The sequence below is a fragment of the Alishewanella sp. WH16-1 genome (genome assembly GCF_001441695.1).
GTDB classification, from domain to species: Bacteria; Pseudomonadota; Gammaproteobacteria; order Enterobacterales; family Alteromonadaceae; genus Alishewanella; species Alishewanella agri.
The window spans coordinates 1-15831 of record NZ_LCWL01000009.1 but is presented as its reverse complement, the minus strand read 5'-3'; the positions used below and the strand labels follow the sequence as shown (position 1 = coordinate 15831).

General features: G+C 50.7%; 15 protein-coding genes. 10 read left to right on the top strand and 5 right to left on the bottom strand.

Annotated features, from left to right (window positions below; translation table 11 throughout):
* Window positions 1-10 precede the first annotated feature (10 nt).
* The 5 genes from gshB to AAY72_RS16985 form a co-directional block, all read right to left on the bottom strand.
* A complete protein-coding gene (gene gshB / locus AAY72_RS01020) occupies window positions 11-970 on the bottom strand; it encodes a glutathione synthase (protein WP_057785229.1) in 960 nt (319 codons plus the stop codon).
* Window positions 971-978: 8 nt separating this feature from the next.
* A complete protein-coding gene (gene rsmE / locus AAY72_RS01015) occupies window positions 979-1707 on the bottom strand; it encodes a 16S rRNA (uracil(1498)-N(3))-methyltransferase (protein WP_057785228.1) in 729 nt (242 codons plus the stop codon).
* Window positions 1708-1824: 117 nt separating this feature from the next.
* Window positions 1825-3405 (bottom strand): AbgT family transporter, encoded by a 1581-nt coding sequence (locus AAY72_RS01010; protein WP_057785369.1) that lies wholly within the window; start codon window positions 3403-3405, stop codon window positions 1825-1827.
* Between the two features lie 184 nt (window positions 3406-3589).
* The gene (gene metK / locus AAY72_RS01005) at window positions 3590-4738 is read right to left on the bottom strand and encodes a methionine adenosyltransferase (RefSeq protein WP_008949640.1); all 1149 of its coding nucleotides are present in this window, start codon (window positions 4736-4738) and stop codon (window positions 3590-3592) included.
* 160 nt (window positions 4739-4898) lie between these two features.
* Window positions 4899-5021, bottom strand: a complete 123-nt coding sequence (locus AAY72_RS16985; protein WP_255355678.1) for a hypothetical protein — start codon at window positions 5019-5021, stop codon at window positions 4899-4901.
* Between the two features lie 96 nt (window positions 5022-5117).
* Here AAY72_RS16985 and tkt point away from each other — a divergent pair, with 96 nt between their 5' ends.
* The 10 genes from tkt (at window position 5118) to AAY72_RS00955 (ending at window position 15773) form a co-directional block, all read left to right on the top strand.
* On the top strand, window positions 5118-7115 hold the full coding sequence (tkt, locus tag AAY72_RS01000) for a transketolase (protein ID WP_057785227.1): 1998 nt from the start codon (window positions 5118-5120) through the stop codon (window positions 7113-7115).
* A 51-nt stretch (window positions 7116-7166) separates the two neighbouring features.
* Window positions 7167-8180 (top strand): erythrose-4-phosphate dehydrogenase, encoded by a 1014-nt coding sequence (epd, locus tag AAY72_RS00995; protein WP_057785226.1) that lies wholly within the window; start codon window positions 7167-7169, stop codon window positions 8178-8180.
* Between the two features lie 39 nt (window positions 8181-8219).
* Entirely contained in the window at window positions 8220-9404 is a 1185-nt protein-coding gene (locus AAY72_RS00990) for a phosphoglycerate kinase (protein WP_057785225.1), read from the top strand.
* A gap of 82 nt (window positions 9405-9486) precedes the next feature.
* Window positions 9487-10551: a class II fructose-bisphosphate aldolase gene (gene fba / locus AAY72_RS00985; protein WP_057785224.1), complete on the top strand. Its 1065-nt coding sequence runs from the start codon at window positions 9487-9489 to the stop codon at window positions 10549-10551.
* A 244-nt stretch (window positions 10552-10795) separates the two neighbouring features.
* Window positions 10796-11566, top strand: a complete 771-nt coding sequence (locus tag AAY72_RS00980; RefSeq protein ID WP_057785223.1) for a DUF3450 domain-containing protein — start codon at window positions 10796-10798, stop codon at window positions 11564-11566.
* A 6-nt stretch (window positions 11567-11572) separates the two neighbouring features.
* Window positions 11573-12940: a MotA/TolQ/ExbB proton channel family protein gene (locus tag AAY72_RS00975; protein ID WP_057785222.1), complete on the top strand. Its 1368-nt coding sequence runs from the start codon at window positions 11573-11575 to the stop codon at window positions 12938-12940.
* Complete coding sequence (locus AAY72_RS00970; RefSeq protein WP_082628912.1) at window positions 12940-13467, top strand: MotA/TolQ/ExbB proton channel family protein; 528 nt, start codon at window positions 12940-12942, stop codon at window positions 13465-13467. The genes AAY72_RS00975 and AAY72_RS00970 overlap by 1 nt, the downstream gene beginning before the upstream one ends.
* Before the next feature lie 12 nt (window positions 13468-13479).
* On the top strand, window positions 13480-13884 hold the full coding sequence (locus AAY72_RS00965) for a biopolymer transporter ExbD (RefSeq protein WP_057785221.1): 405 nt from the start codon (window positions 13480-13482) through the stop codon (window positions 13882-13884).
* A 2-nt stretch (window positions 13885-13886) separates the two neighbouring features.
* A complete protein-coding gene (locus AAY72_RS00960; protein ID WP_057785220.1) occupies window positions 13887-14504 on the top strand; it encodes an energy transducer TonB in 618 nt (205 codons plus the stop codon).
* Window positions 14505-14507: 3 nt separating this feature from the next.
* Window positions 14508-15773 (top strand): tetratricopeptide repeat protein, encoded by a 1266-nt coding sequence (locus tag AAY72_RS00955; RefSeq protein WP_057785219.1) that lies wholly within the window; start codon window positions 14508-14510, stop codon window positions 15771-15773.
* Window positions 15774-15831: the final 58 nt, after the last annotated feature.

The following is a 15831-nucleotide window of genomic DNA, read 5'->3' as shown; positions in this document are numbered from 1 at the left end:
GACCAACTTACTACGAACCTGCTGCCAGGCGACGCTCGATAGCATCAAATAACATACCGGTAATACTGATCGGGAAGGCGGCTTCGATTTCCCGAATACAGGTCGGGCTGGTGACATTAATTTCGGTCAGTTTGTCACCGATCACGTCCAGACCGACGAAGATTAAACCTTTGGCCTTTAAGGTTGGGCCTATGGCTTTGGCAATGGCCCAGTCGCTGTCTGACAGCGGACGGGCTTCACCACGGCCGCCGGCGGCTAAATTACCGCGGGTTTCACCCGAAGCGGGGATCCGTGCTAAGCAGTATGGCACAGGTTCGCCGTCAACCACTAAGATTCGTTTATCGCCATCGACAATTTCCGGAATATAGCGCTGCGCCATCGCATACTGACTGCCATGGGCGGTGAGCGTTTCTAAAATTACACTGACATTCGGATCTTCAGGTTTTAAGCGGAAGATCGAGGCGCCACCCATGCCATCCAGAGGCTTTAAGATTACGTCCTGCTCTTGCTGATAGAAGGCTTTTAAGCGCTTGGCATCGCGGCTAACCAGGGTTTTCGGCGTAAACTGACTAAACCAGCTGGTATAGAGCTTTTCGTTGGCATCGCGCAGGCTTTGCGGTTTATTGACAATCAGCGTGCCGGCATCTTCGGCACGCTCCAGCATATAGGTGGCATAGATATATTCGGTATCAAAGGGCGGATCTTTGCGCATCAGAATCACGTTGAGCTCGCTCAGCGCCAGATCCTGTTCGCTACCAAAGTGATACCAGCGCGCCGGGTTGGGCTCGACGCTCAGTAAACGCGTACGGGCGCGGGCCTGACCTTGCAGTAAATACAGATCCGCCATTTCCATATAGTGGATTTCATAGCCGCGGCGCTGCGCTTCCAGCAGCATGGCAAAGCTGGAGTCTTTTTTGATATTGATGTCCGCAATCGGGTCCATCACGATGCCAAGTTTAATTGCTGTCATGCTTATCCTCAGGCGAGATCGCCAAATTGCAGTTGCAGGGCGCTGATCGCGGTCAGCGCTGCCGTTTCAGTGCGCAAAATTCTCGGACCCAGCGTAATACCGGTAAAGCCGGCGGCCGCGGTTTGGCTGACTTCAGTATCGGTAAAGCCACCTTCCGGACCTATTACCAACTGAATATCGCTGGCCGGAGTTAGGGTCTTAATGGTGGCGGCAGCGCGCGGATCCAAGGTCAGCCTTAAAGCTTTTGTTGGGGAGGCCAGCCATTGTTGCAAACTAACCGCCGTATGCACTGTTGGCACCACACTGCGTCCGCTTTGCTCGCAGGCACTGATCGCAATCTTTTGCCACTGCTCGGTACGTTTCGCCAAACGCTCGGCATCCAGTTTTACGCCGCAGCGCTCGGTAAAAAGTGGGGTGATTTCGGTCACGCCAAGCTCTACTGCTTTTTGAATGGCGAAATCCATCCGGTCACCGCGGGAAATGCCCTGACCTAAGTGGATACGCAGCGGTGATTCGACCGGATTGTCGCTGCTGCTGTCGATAGTAACCCATAGCTGTTTCTTGCCGACTTCGCTGATGGTAGCGGCATAGTTTTTGCCATCGCCATTAAACAATTGTAATGGCTGTCCCGCTTGCATTCGCAGCACCCGGCCGACGTGGTTGGCCGCGTCGTCACTCAGGGCAAGCTTAGCGCCGGCTGGCAAGGCTAATGGTTGGTAGATTCGTATTGTTCGCATCTTGTCGTTCTGTTTAACTGAAAAAAGCCTGAGGCTAATATTAACAGTGTTTCGCGCCAACCCGCTGCTAATCGATAAAAAAAGGCCCCGCAGGGCCTTAGTCAAAACGCGTGTTGCTTAGCGGTTAGGAATATACTCGTATGAGGCACCTAAGCCCAGCGGAATATCCAGTGCCCAGAAGCCAAGCAGGAAGGCAGTCCAGAGTACCAGCATCGCAATAGAGTAGGGCAGCATTAACGCTACCAGAGTACCAATACCGCTGTTCTTCACATACTTTTGACAGAACACAACGATCAGCGGGAAGTACGGCAGCAGTGGCGTGATAATGTTGGTCGAAGAGTCACCAACGCGGTAGGCTGCCTGGGTCAGATCCGGTGAAATGCCCAGTTCCATCAGCATCGGCACCATGATAGCGCCAATCAGAGCCCATTTGGCAGAAGCAGAGCCGACAACCAGGTTAACTAAACCGGATAAAAACACGATACCTACCAATGTCATTGCCAGTGGCAGTCCCATGGCTTTTAACGCATTGGCGCCTTTTAACGCCAGTAATACCCCCAGATTCGACTGGTTAAAGGCATACAGGAACAGCGCACAGAAGAACGCCATCACGATATAGTAGCCCATACCACTCATCGCATTGCTCATGCCTTTGATCACATCGCGGTGAGTTTGTACCGTGCCGGCGACATAGCCATAGACAATACCTGGTACCAGGAAGAACACAAAGATCAACGTTACAATCGACTTCATCAGTGGCGAGGCAGCAACCAGCAGCGGGTTCATCCCCTCGACAACTTGCTCAGCCGGGGCGGCCCAAGGCGTAACGGTTGGCAGCACAATACTCAGCGCCAGCAGGGCGGCAACGACAAACATCGAAATCACAGCAGCGCGTAAGCCTTTCCGCTCTTGGGCGCTAAGTGCATCCATTTTCACCATTTGTGATGTATCGCCATCAACCTTAGTGGCTTGCAGGCGCGGTTCAATCACTTTATCCGTTAAAAACCAGCCAACTAATACAATCAGGAAGGTAGAAGCGGTGGTAAAGATATAGTTATTTAGCGGGTTGATGGTAACAGTTGGATCCAGCAGCTGAGCTGAAACCTGTGTCATACCGGCCAGTAACGGGTCCAGGCTGGAGGGCACAAAGAAAGTGGCCGAGAAACCACCGGAGACACCGGCAAAGGCTGCGGCGATACCGGCCAATGGATGACGGCCCGCAGCATAGAAAATTACCGCACCCAGCGGAATCACCAGCACATAGCCGGCATCTACCGCCACATGGCTTAGGACACCCACGGCAATTAACACTGGGGTTAATAACATCTTTGGTGTTACGGCCAGGATTGAGCGTAAACCGGCATTAATAAAGCCGGTATATTCCGCTACCCCTAAACCTAACATCGCAACCAGCACCACACCCAGTGGTGGGAAGTTAACGAAGGTCGTTACGATATTGGAGGCGAATAAGGTTAAGGCATCACCGGACAGCAAATTGACGATTTGTACCTGTTGGCCGCTTCTCGGGTCAATTTCAGTAAAGGTCATCCCGGAAAATAACCAGGACAGGCCCCAGACGATAACCATTAACAGTGCAAAGAGCACGGCCGGATCGGGTAATTTGTTCCCGATCACCTCAATGGTATTGAGCGCACGGTTCATCCAGCCGTTTTTCACGGCGGCGGTTTGTTCTGACATAGCAGTTCCTTTTTCTTGCTTTTTTATTGTGTGATTGCCAGCAGCAATCAGACCCTGGAGGCTAAAACGCCCTAATAATACACAAAAGCGCGCCTCGGGTAAGCGGCAAATCGGCTGAAGCGCCAAATTAAAAAGAAAAAAGGAGAGTCTCCTCTCCTTTTTCAGCTGTTAAGCATTAAGTCGCTTACTTTGCGTACTGACGTAACAGCTCAGCTTTATCGGTTTTCTCCCACGGGAACTCGTTACGACCGAAGTGGCCATAAGCCGCCGTCGGCTGATAAATTGGCCGCTCCAGATCCAACATTTGGATCAGGCCATAAGGACGCAGATCGAAATGCTCACGTACCAGTTTGATCAGCTCGTCTTCACTCAGTTTGCTGGTACCGAAGGTTTCCAGGCTGATTGAAGTGGGTTCGGCAACACCAATAGCATAGGATACCTGCAGCTCCAGACGCTCTGCCAGGCCAGCCGCAACCAGGTTTTTCGCGACATAGCGGGCAGCATAAGCCGCTGAGCGGTCAACCTTTGATGGATCTTTACCAGAGAAAGCACCACCACCATGGCGCGCCATACCACCGTAGCTATCTACGATAATCTTGCGGCCGGTTAAACCACAGTCACCCATAGGGCCACCGATCACAAAACGACCGGTTGGGTTGATAAAAAACTTGGTTTTGCTGTTTAACCACTCCGCCGGTAATACTGGCTTAATGATTTCTTCCATTACCGCTTCACGCAGGTCAGCGGTGCTGATGGTGTCACAGTGCTGGGTAGATAATACTACAGCATCGATACCGACTGGCTTACCGTCTTCGTAAATAAAGCTTAACTGCGACTTGGCATCCGGGCGTAACCACGGCAGGGTACCGTCTTTACGCACCTGGGCCTGACGCTGTACCAGACGGTGTGAATAGGTAATAGGCGCTGGCATCAGCACGTCGGTTTCGTTACTGGCGTAGCCAAACATTAAACCCTGGTCACCCGCGCCTTGCTCGCGCGGGTCAGCTTTATCTACACCCTGATTGATATCGGGTGATTGTTTACCAATCGCATTTAATACAGCGCAGGAGTCGGCGTCAAAACCCATATCAGAATGGGTATAGCCAATTTCACGTACGGTTTTGCGTACCAGCTCTTCGATATCAACCCAGGCAGAAGTCGTGATTTCGCCACCGACTAACACCATACCTGTTTTAACGAAGGTCTCACAGGCAACACGCGCCTTGCTGTCTTGTTCCAGGATCGCATCCAGTACCGCATCGGAAATCTGATCAGCGATTTTATCCGGATGCCCTTCAGATACAGACTCAGACGTGAAAATATGTTGTGCCATCTGTTAGTTTCCACCACGTTAGTTAATACATAAAGCGCCGTGACACCGTCACAGCGCTGAGATTAAGCAGGCGCAGCTGTTGCCAGTTCAGTTTAGCCGGCAGGCGCCAAAAAAATAGCCGCTTATTTTAGTGAAAGCCCCCGGCGATTACCAGAAAAATTTACGCCCAGACGTCTTTCATGCCGGAAATTACGTAAACGCGAGCTACCAGATCACCGCGCTGCAAAAAAGGCCACAGATAATCATTTGCCATCTGGCGGCGGCTGGGTGAAAATACGGCCATCTAAACCCCCACAGTAATCATTTTGGTAACAGCCTGTGTCGGGTTACACTGCAAACCTCAAGTCTGAATAATCAGCGCAATTTGTCAGGAGTCTGCATGCCATCTCGTAAACAACTCGCCAATGCCATCCGTGCCTTAAGTATGGACGCGGTGCAAAAAGCTAAATCAGGCCACCCGGGCGCCCCTATGGGGATGGCCGATATTGCCGAAGTGTTATGGCGTGACTATCTGAAACATAACCCGCAAAACCCTGGCTGGGCCGACCGCGACCGCTTTGTACTGTCGAATGGTCACGGCTCGATGCTGATCTATTCGCTGTTACATCTGAGCGGCTATCAATTGTCACTGGATGATCTAAAACAGTTCCGCCAGTTGCATTCTAAAACCCCGGGCCATCCGGAGTTTGGTTATGCGCCGGGCGTAGAAACCACCACCGGACCGCTGGGGCAGGGTATTACCAATGCGGTGGGGATGGCGCTGGCCGAAAAAGCGCTGGCGGCGCAGTTTAACCGTCCCGGTTTTGATATTGTTGACCACTATACTTATGTGTTCCTGGGCGACGGCTGTTTGATGGAGGGTATTTCGCACGAAGCCTGTTCCTTGGCGGGCACCCTTGGTTTAGGTAAGCTGATTGCATTCTGGGATGATAACGGCATTTCGATTGATGGTCATGTCGAAGGCTGGTTTACCGATAATACCCCGGCGCGCTTTGAAGCCTACGGCTGGCATGTGGTGGCCAATGTTGATGGCCATAATCCGGAAGCGATTAAAGCGGCCATTGAACAGGCACGCGCCGTGACCGACAAACCAACACTGATCTGTACCAAAACTGTGATCGGTTATGGCGCACCGAATAAAGGTGGCAGCCATGACTGCCATGGTGCACCGCTGGGTGAAGCGGAAATTGCCGCTGCCCGCGAATTTTTACAATGGCCCTACGCCCCCTTTGAAATCCCGGCGGATATCTATGCTGACTGGGATGCCAAGGCGGCTGGCGCGGCAGCAGAACAAAGCTGGCAACAGCGCTTTACGGCATACGAAAAAGCTTATCCGGAACTGGCTGCTGAGTTTGAGCGTCGCAATGCCGGTACCTTACCTGCCGATTGGGCAGCACAAAGTCAGGCGTATATTGAGCAATTACAAGCTAACCCGGCAACTATCGCCACCCGTAAGGCATCACAAAATGCACTGAATGCCTTTGGCCCGCTATTACCGGAGTTTATGGGGGGCTCGGCCGACTTAGCCGGCTCCAACCTGACCATATGGTCAGGTTCTAAGCCGCTGACCAGAGACGATGCCGCCGGTAACTATGTTTACTACGGAGTGCGCGAATTTGGCATGTCTGCCATGATGAATGGTATCGCGCTGCATGGTGGCTTTGTGCCTTACGGCGCGACCTTCCTGATGTTTATGGAATATGCCCGTAATGCAGTGCGGATGGCTGCGTTGATGAAGCAAAGAGTGATCTTTGTTTATACTCACGATTCAATTGGTTTGGGTGAAGATGGCCCAACACATCAACCGGTCGAGCAGCTGGCCAGCTTACGAGTCACTCCGAATCTGATGAACTGGCGCCCTTGTGATCAGGTGGAGTCAGCGGTGGCCTGGCAGCAAGCGATTGAGCGCCATGATGGCCCAAGCTCGCTGATCTTTACCCGCCAGAATCTGGTACAACAGGCCCGTACCGCAGAGCAACTGGCTGCCATTAAATGCGGTGGCTATGTGCTGCTGGACTCTGCCGCGACGCCTGAGCTGATTATCATTGCTACCGGCTCCGAAGTCGAGCTGGCGATGCAGGCTGCTAAAACGTTGCAAGCCGAAGGTAAGGCGGTGCGAGTCGTCTCTATGCCATCGACTGATGTGTTTGAGCAACAGGATGCCAGTTACCGTGAAGCCGTGCTGCCAGCCAGTGTTAGCAAGCGGATTGCGGTGGAAGCCGGTATTATGGATACCTGGTATAAATATGTCGGTTTAAATGGCGCTGTGATCGGCATGCAGACGTTTGGTGAGTCGGCACCGGCTGAGCAGCTATTTGAACATTTTGGTATTACTGCCGCCAACGTGCTGGCGACTGCCAGAACCTTGCTGGCGTAATTCTGGTTTTGTAACGGGCCCTCACCGGGCCCGTTTTTTCATGCTGAGCTTATGACAATTAAACTGGCAATAAACGGCTTTGGCCGTATTGGTCGCAACATTTTGCGCGCCATTTATGAAAACGGCTGGCAACAGCAGTTACAGGTGGTGGCGATTAATGAGCTGGCGCAAGCCGAAGGTGTGGCGCATCTGTTACGTTACGACAGTGCCCATGGCCGTTTTCGCTATCCGGTTGCGGCGATCCCGGGTGGCTTGAGTGTCGCCGGCGACAAGATTGCACTTTTTAATGAGCCTGATCCGCTGGAGTTACCCTGGCGCGAGCTTGAGGTGGATATTGTGCTGGAGTGTACCGGTGTTTTTCACAGCCGGGAGCATGCCAACTGGCATTTGCAGGCCGGTGCCAAAAAAGTGTTATTTTCGCACCCGGCGGACGCCGATATCGATGCAACAGTAATTTACGGCATTAATCAGCATTTGCTAGACGCGCAGATGCAGGTGGTATCGGCCGGTTCCTGTACCACTAACTGTATTGTACCGGTGATCCAGGTACTGGATCAGCACTTTGGTGTTGAAAGCGGTACTATTACGACCATTCATGCCTCGATGAATGACCAGCAGGTGATTGATGCCTATCATCCGGATTTACGTCGCACCCGCGCTGCCAGCCATTCGATTATTCCGGTGGATACCAAGCTGGCGCTCGGCATCGAGCGGATTATGCCGCATCTGGCCGGGCGTTTTGAAGCCATCGCAGTGCGGGTACCCACTATTAATGTTACGGCGATGGATCTTAGCGTTACCCTGCATCAGGACGTGACCATCATCGAGATTAACCGGGTATTGCGTGCAGCCGGTCAGACCGCACTGAGCGGCATTTTAGATTACACTGAAGCGCCGCTGGTGTCGGTCGACTTTAACCATGATCCGCACTCCTGCATTGTCGATGGCAGCCAAACCCGCGTTAGCCACAAAAGATTAGTGAAATGCCTGGTGTGGTGCGATAACGAATGGGGCTTTGCTAACCGGATGTTGGATACCGCCAGAGTGATGAGCCAAAATTTTTAATTGCAACCTTAATTCGAGTTTAATCCCAGGGAGAGAAAGATGTCTGTGATCCGTATGAGCGACTTAGATCTGCACGGTAAACGTGTACTGATCCGCGAAGATTTAAACGTACCGGTTAAAGACGGCGTGGTAACCTCAGATGCACGCTTAAAAGCCGCAATTCCTACCATTGAACTGGCGCTGGCTAAGGGCGCGAAGGTGATGGTGATGTCACATCTGGGCAGGCCGGAAGAGGGCGTATTTGACGCCGAATCCTCAATGCAGCCGGTAGCAGACTATCTGGCTAAAGCCTTAACGGCACCGGTGCGGCTGGTGGCAGACTACCTAAAGGGTGTTGAGGTTGCACAGGGCGAAGTGGTGGTATTTGAAAACGTACGCTTTAATAAAGGCGAAGGCAAAAACAACGATGAGCTGGCGCAAAAACTGGCCGCGCTTTGCGATGTGTTCGTGATGGATGCCTTTGGTACAGCGCACCGCGCTCAGGCGTCGACTCATGGTGTCGCCAAGTATGCTAAGGTCGCCTGCGCCGGTCCGTTACTGACCGCAGAGCTGGACGCCTTGGCTGCCGCTTTGAAAAATCCAAAACGACCACTGGTTGCTATCGTCGGAGGTTCTAAAGTCTCCACCAAGCTGACCGTACTGGAGTCACTGTCCGGTATTGTTGATCAGCTCATTGTGGGGGGCGGTATTGCCAATACCTTTATTGCCGCTCAGGGCCACAATGTCGGTAAATCCCTGTGTGAAAACGACCTGATCCCGGAAGCACAGCGCCTAATGGCGCAGGCGAAAGCCCGGGGTGGTAATATCCCGGTACCAACCGATGTGGTAACAGGTAAAGCCTTTAGTGCCGAAACAACGGCTGAGTTGAAAAACGTCGCTGCCGTAGCTGCTGACGATATGATTTTTGATGTTGGCCCGACCACCATCGCTGAATTAACCTCCATTTTGAAAAACGCCGGTACCATTGTCTGGAATGGTCCGGTCGGTGTGTTTGAATTTGACCAGTTTGGTGCCGGTACCAAGGCGCTGGCTGAAGCTATCGCACAAAGCGAGGCGTTTTCAATTGCCGGTGGCGGTGACACTTTGGCGGCGATTGATAAATATGGTGTGGCAGAGCAAATTTCCTATATTTCGACCGGTGGTGGTGCATTTCTGGAATTTCTGGAAGGAAAAACCTTACCAGCAGTGGCAATTTTGGAAGAACGGGCGCAGAATTTAAAATAACCTGGCTTCATCGATAAAATTCATAAAAAAGACATAAAACTATTATTCTGAAACTGTACCTTAGTATAAAAGAGAGGACCTCATGGCTCTGATATCCTTACGGCAAATGTTGGATCACGCTGCCGAATTTAGTTATGGCGTGCCGGCGTTTAACGTAAACAATCTTGAACAGATGCGTGCCATTATGCTGGCGGCAGACAAAACCGACAGCCCGGTGATTGTGCAGGCGTCGGCCGGTGCCCGCAAATACGCCGGTGCGCCTTTCCTGCGGCACTTAATTCTGGCCGCGGTAGAGGAGTTTCCGCATATCCCGGTGGTAATGCATCAGGATCATGGCACTTCACTGGCGGTGTGTCAGCGCTCAATCCAACTGGGCTTTTCGTCAGTGATGATGGATGGCTCACTGGGTGAAGACGGCAAAACGCCAATGGACTATGCTTATAACGTCGAAGTAACGCGTCGCGTTGTGGAAATAGCGCATGCCTGTGGTGTGTCAGTTGAAGGTGAATTAGGTTGTCTGGGCTCGTTGGAAACCGGCGAAGCGGGTGAGGAAGACGGCATCGGCGCGGATTGTAAGCTCAGTCATGACCAGATGTTGACCGATCCGGAAGAAGCGGCGCAGTTTGTGCGTGAAACGCAGGTTGATGCGTTAGCCATTGCTTGTGGCACTTCTCATGGTGCTTACAAGTTCAGCCGGCCACCAACAGATGACATTCTGGCGATCGATCGCATTAAAGCCATTCATCAGCGGATCCCGGATACGCATTTGGTGATGCATGGTTCGTCTTCCGTGCCACAGGATTGGTTAGAAGTTATCAATGAATATGGTGGTGCTATTCCGGAAACCTATGGTGTGCCGGTTGCGCAAATCCAGCAAGGGATCAAATACGGGGTGCGTAAAGTTAATATTGATACTGACTTACGTTTAGCCTCTACCGGTGCGATTCGCCGTTATCTGGCAAAACACCCGGCGGAATTCGATCCGCGCAAATATTTACAGGAATCCGTAAAAGCAATGGCGGATATCTGTATTGCCCGTTATGAAGCCTTTGGTTGTGCCGGGCAAGGCAGTAAAATCAAGCCGTTGTCATTGGATGCGATGGTAGATTTATATGTCTCGGGGAAGTTAACACCGAACATTAAATAACCAGAGTTTTTAATAGGCGATAAACAAAATGATGATTCTGTTTATCGCTGCTTAAAATTGGTGCTAAACCGCTGCTCAAGGCGCATGATTACAGCCTTTTAAGCGCGGGGTGTGTGTTGACAACCCGCGTTTTACCTGTAATGATGCGGGCGGTTTACCCTCTAAACGAGGGTCTGCTGTCGTTGTTAAACGGCGACCCTTACAACATCAGGTTACGTTAATCAGCAATAATTGGTTGGGAACTATGTTTAATAAAAAAATTCATATGAGCCTCGTTGCCTCAGCACTGGCGGGCAGTTTTGCCTTCGCTGGCGCAGCTGTAGCAGCAGACTTAAAAGATCTGCATCAGGCCAACGCGCAAATCCAGCGCGCGGCAGTACAATCTCAGGAAAAGATCAACACGATTTACGAACAGACTCAGGAACTGTTGGGTGAATACCGTGTTGTTGTAGATCAGACAGACAACCTGAAAGTATACAACGACTTCTTAGCAACTCTGGTTGCTGACCAGCAACGTCAGATCAATTCTATCCAGCGTCAAATCGACGGTTTAGAAAAAACCAACCAAGGCACTGTACCTTTGATGTTCCGCATGATTGACTCGTTAGAGCAGTTTATTAATGCCGACATCCCACTGCGTACTGAGCGTCGTTTAGAGCGTGTTCAGCGTCTGCGTGACCTGATGGCCCGTTCAGACGTACAGCGTTCTGAGCAATTCCGCCAAATCCTGGAAGCCTATGAAATTGAAATGGGCTACGGCACTGAATTAGCCGCTTTCCAAGGCACGCTGAACAACGGTGGTAGCGAAATTACTGTTGATTACGTGCATATCGGTCGTTTAGCACTGATGGCAATGGCATTGGATGGCGCTTCAGCTTGGGTTTACAATAAGAGCAGCGGCAGCTGGGATAAGTTACCTGATTCATACCTGACTTCGGTCAGCAATTTCATCAAGATGGCACGTCGTGAAGCCACGCTTGAGATGGATCGTGTACCACTTTTCGCAGCGGAGTAAGAATAGATGAAAATGGCAATTAAAAGTTTAGTCGTCGCTGCGGCAGTTACCCTTTCTGCTTCAGTAGCCTTTAACGCGACTGCAAACACTGAAAAGCTGGATCAGTTATTACAGCAAATTCAACAGCAACGTACCGTTGAAGGCCGTATCAACCAGGAGCGTGAACGTGCTTTCCTGGCAGAGCGTGCTGATAAACAAGCACTGTTAAACACTGCTAAACGTCAGCTGGCAGAAGAAGAAGCCCGCGGTAAACGTTTACAGCAAGAATATGCACAAAACGACATTCTTATTGCACAAAAGCAACAGGAATTAGAAAGTGCACTAGGTACCATGGGTGAAGTGTTCGGTGTGGTTCGCCAGACTGCAAACAAAACTGTAGGTGCCATTAGCAGCTCAATTATCAGCGCTCAATACCCTGGCCGTGATGTGTCTCTGCGCGAAGTTGCTGCAGCAACCGAACTGCCAACCTTAGAGCAGATGGAAGATCTGTGGGTAGCGATGTTAACCGAGATGACTGAATCAGGTAAGATCGCCAAGTTTGATGCCGAAGTGGTTGAGCTGGCTGGTGGTACTTCAACTCAGCGCGTGACCCGTTTTGGTGCTTTCCACCTGACGACTGCTACCGACTATTTAATCCGTAACGTAGACACTGACCAGATCCAACCTTTGGGCCGTGCTCCACAGTCTAAAATTCATAACACTGTTGCCGCCTTTAACAGCGCGTCTGCAGGTGAATTGTCTAGCCTGTACGTAGACCCAACCAAAGGTAACTCTCTGTTACGTCTGAACCAGCAGCGCGCAACCTTTATGGAATACTTCCATCAGGGTGGTACCGTTGGTTACTTAATCATTGCGTTATTAGCTGTAGGCTTACTGATTGCATTAGAGCGGTTGCTGGTATTGTCAGCAGTTGGCGGCAAGATGCGCGCTCAGCTGAAGAACCTGAACAATCCTTCAGACAACAACCCGCTGGGTCGTATCCTGAAAGTTTACCATGACAACAAAACTGCTGATGTGGAAAACCTGGAACTGAAACTGGATGAAGCTATCCTGCGTGAAACACCAAAAGTTGACCGTGGTATTGGTTTGATCAAACTGTTTGCTGCTGTTGGTCCGCTGATGGGTCTGTTAGGTACCGTTATCGGTATGATCCTGACGTTCCAGCAAATTACGCTGTACGGTACTGGTGACCCGAAACTGATGGCCGGTTCAATCTCTCTTGCTCTGGTAACAACTGCTCAGGGTCTGGTGTGTGCCTTACCATTACTGTTCGCACACAGCATTGTACAGTCTCGTGCTAAGTCAATTTTACAAATTCTGGATGAGCAAAGCGCTGGTATTATCGCTGCTCACGCGGAGAAGGAGAAAGCCTAATGATACTCCAGCTAGCAGGGCTGTGGGAATCGGTACAGGATTTTATCCATACGGGAGGCAACGTCCTGTACGTTGTCGCCATAGTGCTCTTCGTTATGTGGGTATTGATGATTGAGCGCTACTGGTATGTCACGTCGGTGTTTCCGAAGTTAAAAGCGGAAATCATTGCGAAGTGGGATGCCCGGGAAGATACGACTTCCTGGTATGCGCATAAAATCCGTGACGGCTGGATTTCTGAAGCTAAGGATCTACTCGATCAAAGAATGTTACTGATTAAAACACTGGTTGCGATGTGCCCCTTAGTGGGTCTGCTTGGAACAGTAACCGGTATGATTGCGGTGTTCGATATTATGGCCACCCAAGGTACCGGTAACCCACGCACTATGGCGGCGGGTATTTCCATGGCAACTATTCCAACAATGGCCGGTATGGTTGCTGCCTTGTCGGGTGTATTTTTCAGTTCGCGGCTGGAAGTGAAAGTTAAACGGGAAAAAGCAGATCTCGTTGACCACTTACCGCATCATTAAGAGAGAATTTGTATGGCACGTAAACGTATACGCGAAGACGAAGAAGCCGCAATCGACATTACGCCGATGATGGATATCGTTTTCATTATGTTGATTTTCTTTATCGTAACCACTTCATTCGTGAAGGAAGCCGGTATTGACGTCAACAAACCTGAAGCGACTCAAGCCACGCAGAAGCCTAGTGCAACCATCTTTATTGCAATCCGTGCAAATGGTGAAGTATGGATGGACAAGCGTCCGGTTGACGTAGAGCGGGTAGCTGCAAACATCGAACGTTTAAGAGCTGAATCACCAACGGATACCATTATTATCCAGGCTGATCAGGAAGCTAAACACGGTGTAGTAATGGAAGTTATGGATCAGATTAAAGCAGCTGACCCGTCACTGGTCATTACTGTTGCCGGGGAGAACAACTAATTATGGTACGTTTCCTAACATCGTTAATTATCGGTGCCGTGGTAACGTTCCTGTTGTTTCTGATTATGGCGCTGCTCATTGAGGGCAGCGGCGAACGCCGGGCTCCTGAGCAGGAGCGTATTATCATCGAGATTAATACGACACCGCCGGATTCAGATACGCAGGTACGGCGTCCACCGCCGCCACCACCACCGCCGCCGCCAGCGCAACCGCCAAAGCAGCCGCAGCCGGAGCCTGAGATGAGTAATACTGCCGGTGCAGTATCATTCAATATGCCAGGCTTGGATTTAGGCGCTAACACAGGTTTGGGCGACCCGGGTTCATTATTACGTGACGGTGATGCAACACCTATCGTCCGGATTGAACCGCGCTACCCTGTGCAGGCTGCACGTGATGGTTTGCAAGGTTGGGTAAGATTACGTTTTACTATTATGGAAGATGGTAGCGTAGACGAGGTTGAAGTGATTGAAGCTGAACCACGCCGCGTATTTGACCGTGAAGCAATTCGTGCGTTACGGCGCTGGAAATACAGCCCGAAAGTTGTTGACGGTAAACCAGTGCGTCAGCCTGGCCAACAGGTACAGCTGGACTTTACTTTAGATATGGCTCAGGGAGGCTAAGGTATGAAAAAATTATCTCTGCTTACTTCAGCATTAATGGTCGCTGCGGCCGTTAGTTTTACCGTGCCGGCGATGGCACAAGTAACACTGACTGACGCAGACCGCGCCCGTATCGAAGAGCGTAAAAGCCGTAAAACACAGCTGCCCGGTGAACGGGTGGGCCGTGGTGTTACCAAAGCCTTTGAGCTTTACAACGAAGAAAAAGTTGATGAAGCGCTGCAGGTACTATTGGAAATCCGTGGTGGTAATGATTTCGATAATGCCTTCTTAGCGCGCTTTATTGGTAACTTATACGCCCAGAAAGACCCTAAGCAGGCGATCAAATATCTGGAACAGGCGACTAAGCCGGATGTGCTGAGTTTTGCCGACCAGGCAAGCTCGCTTAAGTTAGTTGCTGATTTGCAATCGATGGAAAATATGCATCGGGAAGCAATCAAAAACTATGAATCCTGGCTGCGTTTTACCGGTGAAAATGATGCCGACGTCTACCTGCGTATTGCCAACGCGTACTATCAACTGCAGGACTACCAGAAAGTGCTGGTGCCGATTGATAATGCGATTCGGTATGCCAGAGAGCCCAATAAGCAACATTATATGTTGAAGATGGGCGCACTGTACGAGTCAAAGAATTATCCAAAGACAGTCGAAACCGTAGAAACTATGGTGCAATTGTTCCCAGAAGAGCGCCAGTTCTGGGTATACCTGGGTAACTTTTACACTCTGGTAGAAAACTACGAGAAGTCGCTTAGTGCGTTACAAATTGCCTATAACAACGGCTATTTGGAATCAGAGTCGGAGTTAAAGTTAATTGGTCAGATGTATGCGAATAACAATATTCCATACAAAGCAGCAACTCTTTATGAAAAATACGTAAAGAGCGGTAAGATCAAAAAAGATCGTACTATGCTGACGGCCATTGCTTCTAACTTCCAGGCGGCGCGTGAGTTTGGCAAAGCTGCGCAATACTACGGTGAGCTGGCAGCTCTGACCAACGAAGCTGACGCCTATCGTCGCCAAGGCTTTGCATATATGTCGATTCAACGTTATAACGATGCCATCAAAGCCTTTGAAGCTTCGTTAGCGCGTGAATCTAGCAATGCTGGTCGGGTGCATATGAGCATGGTAGATGCGTATCTGAGCCAGGGTAAACTGCGTGAAGCCTTTGCTGCATTGCAGCAAGCCAAACGTGACTCTGCGACTGCGCGTCAAGCTAACAGCTACGAAGGTTATATTAAAGAGAAAGCCCGCGTCAAAGGCATTACTCTGTAAGCTAGTTGCTTAGGAATAAAAAACCCGCTGCGGCGGGTTTTTTTATGCGTGCGCCGGG